Origin of the sequence: Rhodococcus sp. NPDC060086, assembly GCF_042730275.1 — a bacterium.
GTDB lineage: Bacteria > Actinomycetota > Actinomycetes > Mycobacteriales > Mycobacteriaceae > Rhodococcus.
Genome location: NZ_JBHWWZ010000053.1, coordinates 1 through 14,972, shown reverse-complemented (window position 1 = coordinate 14,972; position 14,972 = coordinate 1). Strand labels below are relative to the sequence as shown.

Genomic DNA, 14,972 nt, shown 5'->3' with positions numbered 1-14,972 from the left:
CAGCATGATCACTGTCGATCGGCACCGACAATCGTCAACATTTCACTTTCGTGAGGACACGTCCGGTCATGAGCACCTCTGTCACCGTCAGCACGCTCGACCACGCCTCGGTTCGCGACACTCCGGACCCGGTCGTCGATCGGTTGCGAAACCGCACACTGATCAAACCGACGGCTTCGCGCGCATCTTCGACTCCATCGCCCATCCCACCGACTGAAGGAACATTCTCATGTCTGTGACCACCACTGCGCTCACCGTCATCGGCCTCGGGCCTATGGGACAGGCGATGACCCGCACACTGCTCGCGGCCGGCCATCCCGTCACGGTCTGGAACCGGACGTCGGCGCGCGCCGATGCTCTGGTCGAAGAAGGAGCGGACCGAGCGTCCGATCCGGCCGGAGCCGTTTCGGCGTCGGAGCTGATCATCCTCAGTTTGACCGACTATCAAGCGATGTACGACATTCTCGACCCGATCGAGGATCTGACCGGCCGTACCATCGTCAACCTCAGCTCGGACACCCCCGAGCGCACCGCGTCGGCGGCCGACTGGGTGGCCGGTCGCGGCGGCGACTTCGTCGCGGGCGGGGTCATGGTGCCCGCACCCATGCTCGGTACCGATGCGGCCTATGTCTATTACAGCGGGGATCCGGACGTCTTCCGGCGCTGGGAACCCGTCTTGCAGCGCCTCGGGTCGCCCCGATTCCTCGGCGGCGACGTACGGCTGGCCCAGGTCTTCTATCTGGCGACTCTCGATGTCTTCCTGACCACGCTCGCAAGCGTGCTGCATGCAGCGGCACTCGTTCAGTCGGTCGGCGGCCCGGTCGGGACTGCTCTGGCAGACCTGTACGAACACGTGCAGCTGATCCCGGCGATGATCGGGTCGAGCACAGAGCTGGCCGCCGATCTCGCCGCGGGCACTCATCCGGGTGAGCTGAGCACTGTGACGATGATGGGTGCCACCGCTGGGCACATCGTCGCGGCCAGCGTCGAGTCCGGGGTTGGGCGTGGATTGCCGGACGCCGTCAAGGACCTGTACGACGCAGCCACCGCCGCCGGACACGGCAGAGACAACTGGACAAGTCTGTTCGAGGTGATCAAGGCCGAACGTCGAGAGCATGTCGGCGTACCCACCGGCCCATAGAGTGCACAAGCCACTGTCCTGACGCGGATCCCCACGCGTTACCGACGAGTGGGGAATGTGCCGTCGGTGCGGTGGCGAACCGACCCCGGCGATGCGCCCGTGATCCTCTTGAACGCCTTCGAGAAGGCGGCCTCGGACTCGTAGCCCGACCTCGACGCGAGTTCGGCGACCGTCGCACCGTCCATCAACGCGACGGTCGCCGATTCCATCCGCCACCGACCGACGTATCGCATCGCCGGTTCGCCGACCAGATCGGTGAACCGCGCCGCGAACGCCGACCGCGACATCGCCGCTTCCCTCGCCAGGGACTCGACTGTCCATGGACGCTCGGGGGCGCGGTGCACTGCGGCGAGTGCACGGCCGACCTGTGGATCCTGAAGGGCGCCCACCCATCCGTTCTGCGCAGCAGGCGCGGAATCGATCCAACTCCGGATGGCCAGGATCACAAGAATGTCCGCCAATCGTGTGAGCACCGCTTCCCCGCCCGGTTGCGCGTGCTGGGCTTCCTCGGCCATCAACGACAACACCTGCGTCGTCGTCCTGCGTATTGCCGACCCCGCCGCGTCCATCCGCAGGACGGGTGGCAGCAGCGCCACCAGGCGACGCGCGGTCGGATGATCGAACTCGACGACACCGCACACCAGGGTGGAGCGTTCACCGCCCCCGCCGTGGCGCAGAACCGAATAGTGATCGCCGATCATGGTCTGGGGGAGTAGATCGACACGCCCAGCGTTCGGTGCACTCGGGGCGCTGCGCATCACGTGTCCCGCACCGTGCGGAACGACGACGAAATCCCCGGGCAGGAGCCGTTGAGGTGCCGAATCGGGCACCTCGAGCCACATCTCGCCCGAGACGACCAGGTGGAAGCTCACACTGTCGGCGATCGGGGGCATCTCCAATCCCCACGGCGCACTCAACTCCGACCGGCAGTAGAAGCCCCCGCGCATCCGCAGCAGGTGCAGAGCTTCCGCGAGCGGATCGATCGGGGTCCACGGGTAGAGCACGTCCTCGGTGCCCCTCACGCTCTCGACCGTCATGTGTCCACCCTCGCTGCTGCATGCCTCATCGTCCAGCGCCAGTGGACGAAAGAGCATGTAGTGCGGACCAATGGTCATAGAACGTCCTGAGGGCGCTTCATACGGTGGACACATCATCCGGACAACTTCAGGAGAGTGTCATGAAAGTGCTCGTCATCGGTGCAACAGGCGGCTCCGGCCGCGCTGCCGTCACCGCACTCCTCGACCGCGGCCATGAGGTCACCGTCATGGTGCGTACTCCCGCCGCCCAGCGCACCTTCGGTGACGGGCCCAGCGCCGTGATCGGCGATGCCACCCGGCCGGACGACGTGGATCGGGCCGTCCGCGGTCACGACGCCGTCATCGTCACCCTCGGAATCACCGAGAACCCTGTACGCGTGCGGCTGCGCGGCCCCGCCCACACGTCGATCGATGTGCGCTCGACCGGGACCCGTAACGCTATCGACGCGATGCGACGTCACGGCGTGCGGCGCCTCGTCGTCCAGACCACCTACGGCGTGGGCGCCACCGACGGCAGACTGCCACTCCGGTACAAGCTCATGTTCTCGCTTCTTCTCGGGCCTCAGATCGCCGACACCGTGATCCAGGACGGTGTCGTTCACGAGAGCACTCTCGATTGGACACTCGTGCAACCGGTCAATCTCACCGACGCTGCCGACGACGGAGCACCGTTCACCTCGGTCGCCGGGGAACTCGCGGGCTGGCACGTCGCTCGCAGCAAGGTCGGCCGGGCGCTCGCTTCCGCTGTGGACCACGAGGAGTACGTGAGGCGAACAATGTCGGTGTCGTGAACCGGAACCGGCCGAAAGTCTCCTCGATCGAGCGTGATCGGACCACGATGAGAAACGGCGACGCACAGGGTCCATCCGTGTAGCTGAGATTCCTCCATCCCCACAGATCAGGAGCAGACCGTGACCTCTCGACTCAACCCGTACATCAGTTTCCGCGACACTGCGCGCGACGCGATGGCGTTCTACCGATCCGTCTTCGGCGGAGAACTGGACATCAGTACCTTCGGTGAGGGGCAACCCACCGGCGACGCCGCCGTGGACAGCAAGATCATGCACGCAATGCTCACGACCGACAGCGGTTTCGTGCTCATGGCCTCGGACACGCCCCCGGGAATGGACAACACCCCGGGAACCAACTTCTCGATCTCCCTCAGCGGCGACGACGAATCCGAACTCCGCGGCTACTGGGACGCACTCGTCGAGGGCGGCACTATCGCGATGCCGCTCGAGAAGGCGCCCTGGGGCGACAGCTTCGGAATGTGCATCGACAAGTTCGGTGTGCAGTGGATGGTCAACATCAGCGGTAGTCCCGGCTGATCGAGCCGGCACCCGCACACGACGCTGGACGCGCGACTCAACCGAGGCGCGCGTCCAGTTCGCGTACCAGGGTGACGGGAGCCGTCTCACGAAAGGACATGTCGACCAATTCGGCGACTTCGTCCCAGTCCAGCTCGTCGCGGTCGAGGTCGTAGCCGACCCACCCCGCCGGACCCAGGTACATAGGCAGATACGTGTGGGATTCACAAAGCAGGGAGTGGCGTTCGTCGGCGTCGGGCTTGACGATCAACGAGCGAGGGAACGGCGTGCGCGTGTCCTTCTCGGCGCCGCCGTAGACCGCGAACGACGTCTTCGTGAAGAAGAACGGCCGGCCGTGCGAGATCTTCTCCTGAGCGCCGGGATATGCCAGCACGAGGGTGCGCAGCCGTGCCAGCAACGGATCCGTGTCGTCGAACATGATCGGATGTGACATGGCGGAATCTTACCGCTGCAGTGCCGAGATCCCCTCGTGGAGGAGGGGTTCCACGGCGTCGCCGAACGCGCTGAAACCCTCGCCCACGGTCTGCCCCTGCAGGAACCGGAAATGGATCCCCTCGAGGATCACCGCGAGCTTGAAATATGCCAGCCCCAGGTGGAAGGCCATGCCCGACAGGTCACGTCCGTTCGCGTCGGCATAACGGGACAGTAGTGCGTCGTCGTCGAGAAAACCGGGGGCGCGCGACACCGTCGACACCGGAACGGGCCCGTCCATGCGCGCAAGCTGCTGGTAGACCATGAGCAACGCGACGTCGGTGAGCGGATCACCGAGGGTTGCCATCTCCCAGTCCAGCACCGCCGCAACGTGATCGCGCTCGTCGATGAGTACGTTGTCGAGGCGGTAGTCGCCGTGCACGATCGTCGACCCGCTCGACGCGGGCAGATGCTCGACGAGTAGCCGGTGAAGCTCCTCGGCGCCGGCGAGCGCGCGACTCCGAGACGCATCGAGTTGCGTCTGCCACCGCCGAACCTGACGTTCGAGAAACCCCTCGGCGCGGCCGAAATCTCCCAGGCCCACGGCCGCCGGATCCACTGCGTGCAGTGTTGCCAGGGTGTCGACCATCCGCTCGGAGATCGCCCGCACCCGAATCGCGCCGAGGGGTGCGAGCTCCTTTGCGGTACGGAACGGTGTGCCCTCGACCAGATCCATGATGTAGAACGGTGCTCCGATGATCTCGGTGTCGTCGCACAGAAGGTAGGTGCGCGGTACCGGCACATCGGTTCCCGCCAGCGCGGTGATCACGCGGTGTTCGCGCGTCATGTCATGCGCGGTCTTCAGCACGTGTCCGAGTGGTGGCCGACGCAGGACCAGCTCCCGCCTGCCGTCGCTCACCCCGTACGTCAGGTTCGATCGCCCACCGCTGATCAAGCGGGCGGTCAGCGGCCCGTCGAAGAGGTCGGGTGCAGCGGACTCCAGGAAAGTGTGGAGGAGTGCAGTGTTCAGGCCGGCGGGGTCCGGCCCTGGGGGATCGGTGGTCACGGGTGCCTTCCTGGCTCGATGAGGGACGGCGAAGTCACACCTGAGGGGAGCGTAGTCGGACCGGATATCCCTGTCTCCAATTCGGATCACCCGATTTCGGACAGGACGGAATACTTGAATACTCCGAATTCGGGTGGGATAATCTCGAGCCATGCCCACAACGAGCGCACTGACGCACGCTGCACTCCAGGACTCCCTTGCAGGCTTCGACTCGCGTCGGATTCCGCTCGAGGGGCGCCGTCACGCCGCTGTCGTCATAGCCGTACTCGACGACGGGACCGGCAATCCCGTCATGCCCTTGACGAGACGACCGACGAAGCTGCGCGCACACCCAGGCCAGTTCGCGCTCCCAGGCGGACGTCTCGACCCGGGGGAGACCCCAGAAGTGGCGGCATTGCGGGAACTGCACGAAGAACTCGGACTCGATGCCGCGCCGGACGCCATCGTCGGGCGCCTCGACGACTACATCACCCGATCCGGATATGTGATGTCACCGTTCGTGGTGTGGTCCGACGCCGCGATCGCGGACCTGAAACCGAGCCCGGACGAGGTCGATGTCCTGTTCTCCGTTACCGAAGCCGAGTTGGACAGTGAACCCCGATTCGTCGACATTCCGGAATCCGACAAGCCCGTGATCCAGTGGCCGTTCCGTGGTCACCTCATCCACGCACCCACCGCCGCAGTGGTCTATCAGTTCCGTGAGGTTGCCCTCCACAGTCGGCACACGCGAGTCGACGGTCTCGAACAACCTGTGTTCGCATGGCGTTGACCACCACGTGAGGTTGCCCGCGGCGGATATGGAAAGCTTGACCGGCGCGACCGGGCAGACACGAAGGGGGCACGATGGGTGACGTGACGACGCCGGACGACACCACTCCCGGTGCCGACCGCATCCTCACCATCCCGAACCTCCTCAGCTTCGTCCGGTTGCTCGGAATCCCGCTTTTCCTCTATCTGATCCTTGTCGTCCACGCCGACGGGTGGGCGCTTGTCATCCTCTTCCTCAGTGGCTTCACGGACTGGGCCGACGGCAAGCTCGCCCGACTGCTCGACCAGACTTCCCGACTCGGCGCGCTGCTCGACCCCATGGTCGACCGTCTCTACATCGTCACCACTCTCATTGCTTTCGTGGCGCGGGACGTCATCCCCTGGTGGATGGCCGCGATCCTGATCGGACGTGAACTCGTTCTCGCCCCGACCCTCGCCGTGTACCGGCGCCGCGGGATGCCCCCACCCGATGTTCTCTACTTGGGTAAGGGCGCGACGTTCCTCCTCATGTGCGCGCTTCCGCTGCTCCTGCTCGATCTGGCTGCGCCCGCAACGTCCGCTGTCGCGCATCCACTCGGTTGGGCCGCGCTGATCTGGGGCTCGGCGCTCTACGTATGGACCGGGCTGCTCTACCTAGTTCAGGCCGGATGGATCGCCCGTGTCGTGCCCTCGCGCGAGGGGCAGCGCACCGAGTGAGTCGCCGCTGGGAACAGATCCCCCGAAACCCGGTTCCGTCGCTGCTCAAATCACTGCTCGAGGACCACCTCGACCCCGGCTATGCTGCTGCGGCGGACGATCGGGCAGCCGGACGCACTGCGTCATCCCCGACACGCACCAGGGTCTGGCTCGTCATAGGCAGCGTCCTCGCCGGTCTCGTTCTCGGTGTTGCGTATGCCGAAAATGCGGATCGTGAACCGGGCGCCGACCAAGCCCGCGCCGAGATCCTCGATTCGATGCGCACCAGTGACGAACGTATCGCCACCCTCGTGACCCGCCGCGATGAACTGGCAGGCACCGTCGAGCTGCGCAGCGCCGAACTGGTCGCTCACGATGCCCGGGGTGCGGCAGCCCTCGACGAGCTGCGCGCCGCGCAGCTCGCTGCCGCGGCTGTACCTGTCGACGGCCCCGGGATCACTGTCACCCTCTCGGATCCGTCCGCTCGACCGAACCTGTCGGATTCGTCGGTGCGCGACGACACCGGCACTACCGCGACCGTCCTCGACCGAGACCTGCAATCCGTGGTCAATGCGCTGTGGGCGGGAGGTGCCGAAGCTGTATCGGTCGGCGATGTCCGTATCGGCCCCGGTGTGACCATCCGGCAGGCCGGGGGAGCGATGCTCGTCGACAACCGGCCGGTGTTCTCGCCGTACGTCGTCTCCGCCGTCGGACCTCGGTCTCGGATGCAGACCGATTTCGTGGTGAGTGACGCATACCTGAGGCTCTCGGGCATCAAGCAGCTCTACGGGGTAGGTTTCACGATCGCCGAGTCCGACGAGCTCGAACTGCCGGCGGCCACAGTACGTACTGTCGAATCGGCTAGGGAAGTGGGGAATCGGTGAAGCACCTTCGGCACGGTCAGGCGCTGTATGCGGTGCTGGCACTCGCGATCGGCATTGCTGCCGGGATCGTATTCAGCCCACAGGTGCCCGACGTGGTGCAGCCCTACTTACCGATCGCGGTCGTCGCAGCCCTCGACACCGTGTTCGGCGGTCTGCGTGCCTACCTCGACGACATCTTCGATGCGAAGGTTTTCGTCGTCTCGTTCGTCTTCAACGTTCTCGTCGCTGCACTCATCGTGTGGCTCGGGGACCAACTCGGCGTCGGCACGCAGCTCTCCACCGCGGTCATCGTGGTCCTCGGCATCCGCATCTTCGGCAACGCGTCGGCCCTGCGTCGCAGACTCTTCGGGGCGTGAGCGATGACCGACGATCCCGCCGAACGCGAACGGCCCGAGCCACCCGAATCCGGTGTCCATCCGCCTGATACCGGCCCGCGGCGCGAGCGCCGTGTGTACGCGTTGCTCGCGGTGCTGCTCGTCCTTCTGCTCGGGACGGCCATCGCCACGCAGGTGAAGAACACCGGTACGGGCGACACTCTCGATTCCGCCCGCCCCGCAGACCTACTGGTGCTTCTCGACAACCTCAATCGACGCGAGGCGGCGCTGCGGCAAGAGGTCACCGGCCTTGAACGCACCCTCGAAGGTTTCGAGCAGAACGGTTCGGATGCCGCCCTGGCGGAGGCCCGTGCTCGTCTGCAGAACCTGTCGGTTCAGCTCGGTACAGTGCGGGCCACCGGACCGGGCGTTGTCCTGACGATCAGCGACCCGCTCGAAGGGATCGGATCGGAAGTTGTCCTCGACACGATCCAGGAACTGCGGGCGGCCGGCGCAGACACCATGCAGATCACCGGCGCCGACGGAACCTCGGTGCGTATCGGCGTCGACTCGTGGGTCACAGGGCAGGGAGGCGATCTGACGGTCGACGATCGAAAGCTCGCGGCGCCCTATACGGTTACAGCGATCGGGGACGGTCCGACCCTCGCGGCGGCACTGAACATCCCCGGCGGGGTGGTGGACACGGTCGCTCGACGCGGTGGAACACTGACCGTGGAGCAATTGCCGCAGGTCGAGGTGCTCGCCTTGCGAGAAATCGAGCCACGCCAATACGCTCAGCCAGGAAACTGAACCAGACGTTCGTGCCGAATCGTCGCCTCCGAAAGGAACTGCCGTGAGTGAGTTCGAGACACCCGCTGATCTGCGATACACGGCGGAGCACGAGTGGGTAGAGCGGACGGGGGCGACCACCGCCCGGATCGGCATCACCGATTACGCTCAATCCCAGCTCGGCGACGTGGTGTTCGTGCAGTTGCCGGACGCCGGATCCGCGCTCACCGCGGGTGATTCGTTCGGTGAGGTCGAGTCCACGAAGAGTGTGTCGGATGTGTATGTGCCGTTCACTGCAACGGTTGCGGCAGTGAACGGGGACCTCGAGGCGAACCCGGAGCTGGTCAACAGCGCGCCCTACGGGAAAGGGTGGCTCATCGATGTCGAGGCGGGTAGTGAAGCGGAGCTCGACGCAGCCCTCGAACCGACCCTCGACGCCGCCGGATACAGAGCGATCACAGAAGGTTGAGACCCCCTGGATGACGTAACCGCGACTACCTGCACCAGGGGCGTGCGCAGGGTACGGTCGGGTATGGCGTGTGCCGTGTCCGATCGTGGTGGTGGCGAACGAATGACGATCAGCCGGGATTACTCGGATGATCGAACGGATAAGGAGAAACGGTGAGCGAGAACGGCAACGCGGGCTACGAAGAGACCCCAGCGGAAACCACTTCGGTGTTTCGTGCCGACTTCCTGAACGAATTGGAGAACACCGGCGCCGCTGCAACGACCGAAGCACCGGTCTCGGGTGTCGAAGGCCTTCCGGCCGGGGCGGCTCTGCTCGTCGTCAAGCGTGGACCCAACGCGGGTTCACGCTTCCTGCTCGACCAGCCCACCACATCCGCCGGGCGGCATCCCGACAGCGACATCTTTCTCGACGATGTCACGGTCAGCCGGCGCCACGCGGAGTTCCGTCAGGACGACGGCGAGTTCCAGGTTGTCGACGTCGGAAGCCTCAACGGCACCTATGTCAACCGTGAGCCCGTGGACTCGGCGGTGCTCGCGAACGGGGACGAGGTACAGATCGGCAAGTTCCGCCTCGTGTTTCTGACCGGCCCGCGGGGCACTCAGGGCGCAGGTAGCTGATGACCGCTGCCCACCAGCCGGCGCCGGCAGGTATGTCGATCGGGTCCGTGCTCGATCGGCTCCGCCCGGAATTCCCGGACGTGACGATCTCGAAGATCCGATTTCTCGAAGCCGAAGGGCTGATCAGCCCGGAGCGTACGCCGTCGGGCTACCGGCGGTTCTCCATCGCGGATTGTGAACGACTCCGGTACGTGCTCACCGCGCAGCGTGATCAGTACCTCCCGCTGAAGGTGATCAAGGAACAGCTCGAGGCGATCGACCGTGGCGCCGCAACGGTGGGGACCGTCGAGACTCGCCCCAAGCGGCCGCGTCAGCTCGCGGTCGCACGGGGCGAAGTGTCGCCGGAGGACCTTCGTACCGACCGTCAGATACGAGTCGGCCGAGACGACCTCTGCGAACGAGCGGGTATCGATACCACGTTCCTCACAGAACTGGTGGGCGCAGGGCTTCTCACGCCGGGTGCTGCAGGATTCTTCGACGACGACGCGGTGCTGTTGGCCCGGACGGCGAAGGCGATGTCCCAGTTCGGCCTCGAAGTCCGGCACCTGCGCGCATTCAAGTTGGCAGCAGACCGTGAGGCGGGCCTCGTCGCTCAGATCGCGGGACCGATCGCCAAGGGGCGCGATGCAGGGGCACGGGAACGCGCAGAAGAGATGGTTCGTGAATTGGCTGCACTGTCACTGACGTTGCATACGTGTCTCGTCAAGGCCGCCGTGCAGGGCTCACTCGATCGTTGAGATCACCCTGCTGCGGCATCGTCCGCACGCGGGGTGACATCTTCCGGCATCGGGCACCTGACGTACACGGGGGAGCACACTAGAATCCAGGCAGAACGTGTCAGCGATCATGTCGACTGACAGGCAGCGGGACGGAGGCGCCGCAATGAGCGAGATGAGGATAGTGGGAATCCGAGTCGAGCAACCGCAGAACCAGCCGGTCCTACTGTTGCGTGAAGCGGATGGTGAGCGATACCTGCCGATCTGGATCGGTCAGATGGAAGCGACCGCGATCGCGCTCGAACAACAGGGCGTAGAGCCGGCGCGGCCCCTCACCCACGACTTGATCAAGAATCTTCTCGACGCCTTCGGCCATGCCCTTCTCGAGGTCCGGATCGTGGATCTTCAGGAGGGCACCTTCTACGCCGACCTCGTCTTCGACGGCGAAATGCGGGTCTCGTGCCGACCCTCGGACGCGGTTGCGGTCGCCCTGCGCACCGGCGCACCGGTGTTCGCAGAGGAATCGGTGCTGGCGGAAGCGGGCCTCGCGATGCCCGAGGAGAAGGAGGACGAGGTCGAGAAGTTCAAAGAATTTCTCGAATCGGTCTCACCCGACGACTTCAAGGCGACCGACGGTTGAAACGGCATTCGGAACGCCGCTGATCGAGTGGAAGTTGTTTGCCGACGCCTGATAACGAACCGGTGTAATGTCGAACGTTGCTTTCCGTGTCGGCGTGTTGCTGCCCGACGTCAATCACCGGGGCGTACGCTGAGTTGATCCGTTACGGAATCAAGTCGGGTGAACCGGAGGATGCACAGGATCGGATGCGGTGGGGATCCGCCTGGTCGGTGGTGGCGAGGGACAACGGGGCGCGCGAGAGGAAGTCACAAAGTGCGAGATCGGCCGCAAGGACAGCAACTCGGTGCCGACACCGGCGACCGCGTAGCGTCGGTACCGGTATCGGACACCTCCGAGGATTTCCAGCCGGGACTGTTTCCTGACAACTCGGTGCCCGATGAGCTTGTCGGCTATCGGGTGCCGATCGCATGTCAGATTGCCGGCATCAGTTACCGCCAACTGGACTACTGGGCACGAACGAACCTGGTGGTGCCCTCGATCAGGAGCGCGGCGGGTTCCGGAAGCCAGCGCCTGTACTCGTTCAAGGACATTCTGGTTCTGAAGATCGTCAAGCGACTCCTCGATACCGGTGTCTCGCTGCAGAACATCCGCGTCGCCGTCGATCATCTTCGCAGCCGTGGCGTACGGGATCTCGCGAAGATCACACTCTTCTCCGATGGCACCACTGTGTACGAATGCACATCGCCGGAAGAGGTCGTCGATCTGCTGCAGGGCGGACAAGGCGTGTTCGGCATCGCAGTCAGTGGCGCGGTCCGGGAACTGACCGGCAGTATCGCCGACTTCCCGGCCGAGCGTGCCGACGGATACGACGTCGAGGAGAGGCCAGAGGACGAACTGGCGTCCCGCCGACGAAACCGCATCAATCGTCGAATCGGATAGGGCCTAGGTCACGCTCCCGGAAGGCCGACCCGGATCGCAGCATTCGTGCTCTAGAATCGATGTGCGTCGCCGTCTCGCGGGAGAGTCCCGGACCAACACGTCCGGGCGCCGAAGGAGCAGCACCTCCCCGTCAATCTCTCAGGCACCCAGGACCGCGTGAGCTACGACGTCTCTGGAAAGCGGTGGGAGTACCCACCCGCCCACGGGGAAAGGTCCGTCGACCGGGACCGAATCTCTCAGGCGCTCGCTTCGCGAGCTCAGGACAGAGGGGGAGGAAGCACCCGTGCCGACCGAGCACGGTGTGAGCCTCGCCGACCAGCCTGGGAGCTGCGATGACAGATGCCGTCACTTGGAATTTCGCTGATCGTCACATCGGACCCGACGCGCCGGGAATGCGCCGGATCCTCGACGTCGTCGGAGTCGATTCGCTCGAGGATCTCGCCGCGAAGGCTCTACCCGCCGGCATCCTCGACAGCCGTGACGGTGATGTCGCCGACGGGTTGGATGTCCTCGATGCACCGCTCAGCGAACACGAGGTGCTTGCCGGTCTGAAAGCGCTGGCGTCTCGCAACACCGTGGCCACGTCCATGATCGGACACGGATACTACGACACACTCACGCCGCCGGTGTTGCTCCGCAACATCATCGAGAATCCCGCCTGGTACACGGCGTACACGCCGTATCAGCCGGAGATCAGCCAGGGTCGTCTCGAAGCCTTGCTCAACTTCCAGACGATGGTCGCCGACCTGACCGGCATGGAGGTCGCGAACTCGTCGATGCTCGACGAGGCCACCGCAGCGGCCGAGGCCATGACGTTGCTGCGCCGCGCGAATCGTAAGTCGAAAAGCCCCCGGTTCGTCATCGACGCCGACCTGTTCACTCAGACCGCCGCGGTGCTCGCAACACGCGCCGAGCCGCTCGGCATCGAGATCGTCACCACCAACCTCGTCGACGACGGACTGCCCGAGGGCGACTTCTTCGGAGTGCTTCTACAGGTGCCGGGCGCGTCGGGCCGCGTGTTCGACGTCGCTCCGCTGATCGACGCTGCGCACGAGCGTGGCGCGTTGGTCGGGGTTGGCGCCGATCTCCTTGCATTGACGTTGATGGCTCCGCCCGGAGAGAAGGGCGCCGACGCCTGCTTCGGCACCACTCAGCGTTTCGGTGTCCCGATGGGCTTCGGCGGTCCACATGCCGGATACCTGGCTGTGAACAGTGCACACACCCGGAACCTTCCGGGCCGGCTCGTGGGCGTCTCGGTCGACGCGGACGGTGCTCCTGCATATCGGCTGGCGCTGCAGACACGTGAACAGCACATTCGTCGGGAGAAGGCGACCAGCAACATCTGTACCGCGCAGGTGCTGCTGGCGGTGCTCGCCGCGATGTACGCGTCGTACCACGGTGCGGAGGGGCTGACCGGGATTGCACGTCGAGTGGGTGCCCACGCATCGCATATCGCGGCCTCGCTGCGCAGCGGTGGTGTCGAGATCGTTCACGACGAGTTCTTCGACACCGTTCTCGTCCGTGTTCCGGGCCGCGCGGCCGAGGTGGTGGCCGCAGCGGTCGAGCGCTCCGTCAACCTGTACTTCGTCGATGCGGACCACGTGTCGATCTCGTGTGACGAAGCGACGACGGCTGCGCACGTGGCCGCCGTGCTGTCCGCATTCGGTATCACCGGGGACGGGGCGGCCGGCGATTTACCCGTGTCCATCCCGGAGGTGTCCATCCCGGAAGAACTCGGCCGAACCAGCGACTTTCTGCAGCATGAGGCGTTCACGAAGTACCGGACGGAGACCGCGATGATGCGGTACCTGCGACGGTTGTCCGACAAGGACCTCGCTCTCGACCGCACGATGATTCCGCTGGGGTCGTGCACCATGAAGCTCAACGCCGCGGCGGAGATGGAAGCTATCACGTGGCCGGAGTTCGCGGGTCTGCATCCGTTCGCGCCTGCGCATCAGACCGAGGGGATCCGCGAACTCATCTCGGACCTCGAACGCTGGCTCGCGGCGGTCACGGGGTACGACGCCGTCACACTGCAGCCGAACGCAGGCAGTCAGGGCGAATATGCAGGTCTACTTGCGATTCGGCACTACCATCTGAGCCGCGATGACGACCACCGCGACACGTGCCTGATTCCGTCGAGTGCGCACGGCACCAACGCCGCGTCGGCCGTCATGGCCGGGATGCGCGTAGAGGTTGTTGCATGCCGCCCGAATGGTGATGTCGACCTCGACGACCTACGGGCGAAGATCGCCGACCATGCCGAGCGCCTCGCCGCGATCATGATCACTTACCCGTCGACCCACGGCGTGTACGAACACGAGATCGAAGACATCTGCGGTGCTGTGCACGACGCCGGCGGACAGGTGTACATCGACGGTGCGAATCTCAACGCACTCGTGGGGCTCGCCCGGCCTGGCAAATTCGGCGGCGACGTCAGTCACCTGAATCTGCACAAGACCTTCTGTATTCCACACGGCGGTGGCGGTCCGGGTGTCGGTCCGATCGGTGTGCGTTCACACCTCACGCCGTTCCTTCCGGGGCATCCGGCCGCGCCTGAACTCGGTGGCGTGGGGCCGGTGTCGGCTGCGCCGTACGGGTCGGCGTCGATCCTGCCGATCACGTGGGCGTACATCAAGCTCATGGGCGCACGCGGTCTGCGTCAGGCGTCGCTCACGGCGATCGCTTCGGCGAACTACATCGCCCGACGCCTCGACGAGTACTTCCCGGTCTTGTACACGGGAGCGAACGGGATGGTTGCGCACGAATGCATCCTCGACCTGCGGCAGTTGACCAAGGACACCGGTGTGACAGTCGACGATGTGGCCAAGCGCCTCGCGGACTACGGATTCCATGCGCCGACCATGAGTTTCCCCGTGGCTGGGACGCTCATGGTCGAACCCACCGAGAGTGAGGATCTGAGCGAGATCGATGAGTTCATCGATGCGATGATCTCGATCCGCAGAGAGATCGACAGGGTGGGGGCCGGGGAGTGGGCGGTCGGCGACAACCCGCTGAGAGGCGCACCGCACACTGCGGAGTGCCTGGTCGGGGAGTGGACCCATCCGTATTCGCGTGAGATTGCGGTGTACCCGCTGGGGAAGGGGCGCGCGAAGGTGTGGCCCTCGGTACGACGAATCGACGGGGCACACGGCGACCGCAATTTGGTGTGCTCGTGCCCTCCGCTGGAGGCGTACAGCAACTGAGGACGTGTGGGGCTGCGGGCTGTTTGCCGCCG

17 protein-coding genes and 1 riboswitch are annotated in these 14,972 nt (G+C 65.1%); of the genes, 14 read left to right on the top strand and 3 right to left on the bottom strand.

Annotation, left to right across the window (positions count from 1 at the left end):
- The first annotated feature begins 229 nt into the window (after window positions 1–229).
- Window positions 230–1,141 carry an NAD(P)-dependent oxidoreductase gene (locus ACFWB0_RS21800; RefSeq protein WP_378492485.1) on the top strand — a complete coding sequence of 304 codons (912 nt, stop codon included), beginning with the start codon at window positions 230–232 and terminating at the stop codon, window positions 1,139–1,141.
- 38 nt (window positions 1,142–1,179) lie between these two features.
- Here ACFWB0_RS21800 and ACFWB0_RS21795 read toward each other — a convergent pair whose 3' ends face one another.
- Window positions 1,180–2,256 carry an AraC family transcriptional regulator gene (locus ACFWB0_RS21795; protein ID WP_378492484.1) on the bottom strand — a complete coding sequence of 359 codons (1,077 nt, stop codon included), beginning with the start codon at window positions 2,254–2,256 and terminating at the stop codon, window positions 1,180–1,182.
- Window positions 2,257–2,318: 62 nt separating this feature from the next.
- Here ACFWB0_RS21795 and ACFWB0_RS21790 point away from each other — a divergent pair, with 62 nt between their 5' ends.
- The gene (locus ACFWB0_RS21790; RefSeq protein WP_378492483.1) at window positions 2,319–2,969 is read left to right on the top strand and encodes an NAD(P)-dependent oxidoreductase; all 651 of its coding nucleotides are present in this window, start codon (window positions 2,319–2,321) and stop codon (window positions 2,967–2,969) included.
- Window positions 2,970–3,089: 120 nt separating this feature from the next.
- Window positions 3,090–3,506: a VOC family protein gene (locus ACFWB0_RS21785; protein ID WP_378492482.1), complete on the top strand. Its 417-nt coding sequence runs from the start codon at window positions 3,090–3,092 to the stop codon at window positions 3,504–3,506.
- A gap of 37 nt (window positions 3,507–3,543) precedes the next feature.
- On the opposite strand, the gene ACFWB0_RS21780 is transcribed toward ACFWB0_RS21785, so the two are convergent.
- Both ACFWB0_RS21780 and ACFWB0_RS21775 read right to left on the bottom strand, forming a co-directional pair.
- Complete coding sequence (locus ACFWB0_RS21780) at window positions 3,544–3,939, bottom strand: MmcQ/YjbR family DNA-binding protein (RefSeq protein WP_378492481.1); 396 nt, start codon at window positions 3,937–3,939, stop codon at window positions 3,544–3,546.
- Window positions 3,940–3,948: 9 nt separating this feature from the next.
- The gene (locus ACFWB0_RS21775) at window positions 3,949–4,983 is read right to left on the bottom strand and encodes a phosphotransferase family protein (protein ID WP_378492480.1); all 1,035 of its coding nucleotides are present in this window, start codon (window positions 4,981–4,983) and stop codon (window positions 3,949–3,951) included.
- A gap of 151 nt (window positions 4,984–5,134) precedes the next feature.
- Between ACFWB0_RS21775 and ACFWB0_RS21770 the strand changes: the two genes are divergently transcribed.
- The 11 genes from ACFWB0_RS21770 to gcvP all read left to right on the top strand — a co-directional run bounded on the left by ACFWB0_RS21770 (window position 5,135) and on the right by gcvP (window position 14,940).
- Window positions 5,135–5,752: an NUDIX hydrolase gene (locus ACFWB0_RS21770; RefSeq protein ID WP_378492479.1), complete on the top strand. Its 618-nt coding sequence runs from the start codon at window positions 5,135–5,137 to the stop codon at window positions 5,750–5,752.
- A 74-nt stretch (window positions 5,753–5,826) separates the two neighbouring features.
- Window positions 5,827–6,447, top strand: a complete 621-nt coding sequence (locus ACFWB0_RS21765) for a CDP-alcohol phosphatidyltransferase family protein (protein ID WP_378492478.1) — start codon at window positions 5,827–5,829, stop codon at window positions 6,445–6,447.
- Entirely contained in the window at window positions 6,444–7,310 is an 867-nt protein-coding gene (locus ACFWB0_RS21760) for a DUF881 domain-containing protein (protein WP_378492477.1), read from the top strand. The genes ACFWB0_RS21765 and ACFWB0_RS21760 overlap by 4 nt, the downstream gene beginning before the upstream one ends.
- Window positions 7,307–7,666, top strand: a complete 360-nt coding sequence (locus ACFWB0_RS21755) for a small basic family protein (RefSeq protein ID WP_054713560.1) — start codon at window positions 7,307–7,309, stop codon at window positions 7,664–7,666. The genes ACFWB0_RS21760 and ACFWB0_RS21755 overlap by 4 nt, the downstream gene beginning before the upstream one ends.
- A gap of 3 nt (window positions 7,667–7,669) precedes the next feature.
- Window positions 7,670–8,434: a DUF881 domain-containing protein gene (locus ACFWB0_RS21750; protein ID WP_378492476.1), complete on the top strand. Its 765-nt coding sequence runs from the start codon at window positions 7,670–7,672 to the stop codon at window positions 8,432–8,434.
- Between the two features lie 43 nt (window positions 8,435–8,477).
- Entirely contained in the window at window positions 8,478–8,882 is a 405-nt protein-coding gene (gene gcvH, locus ACFWB0_RS21745) for a glycine cleavage system protein GcvH (RefSeq protein ID WP_378492475.1), read from the top strand.
- A gap of 152 nt (window positions 8,883–9,034) precedes the next feature.
- Window positions 9,035–9,499 (top strand): glycogen accumulation regulator GarA, encoded by a 465-nt coding sequence (gene garA, locus ACFWB0_RS21740; protein WP_169690162.1) that lies wholly within the window; start codon window positions 9,035–9,037, stop codon window positions 9,497–9,499.
- Entirely contained in the window at window positions 9,499–10,236 is a 738-nt protein-coding gene (locus tag ACFWB0_RS21735) for a MerR family transcriptional regulator (RefSeq protein ID WP_378492474.1), read from the top strand. The genes garA and ACFWB0_RS21735 overlap by 1 nt, the downstream gene beginning before the upstream one ends.
- Before the next feature lie 145 nt (window positions 10,237–10,381).
- On the top strand, window positions 10,382–10,855 hold the full coding sequence (locus tag ACFWB0_RS21730) for a bifunctional nuclease family protein (protein WP_378492473.1): 474 nt from the start codon (window positions 10,382–10,384) through the stop codon (window positions 10,853–10,855).
- Between the two features lie 252 nt (window positions 10,856–11,107).
- Window positions 11,108–11,734, top strand: coding sequence for a MerR family transcriptional regulator (locus tag ACFWB0_RS21725; RefSeq protein WP_378492472.1), 627 nt, complete (start codon window positions 11,108–11,110; stop codon window positions 11,732–11,734).
- 67 nt (window positions 11,735–11,801) lie between these two features.
- Window positions 11,802–11,899: riboswitch (glycine riboswitch) on the top strand.
- A 167-nt stretch (window positions 11,900–12,066) separates the two neighbouring features.
- Window positions 12,067–14,940, top strand: a complete 2,874-nt coding sequence (gene gcvP, locus ACFWB0_RS21720) for an aminomethyl-transferring glycine dehydrogenase (protein ID WP_378492471.1) — start codon at window positions 12,067–12,069, stop codon at window positions 14,938–14,940.
- Window positions 14,941–14,972 lie beyond the last annotated feature (32 nt).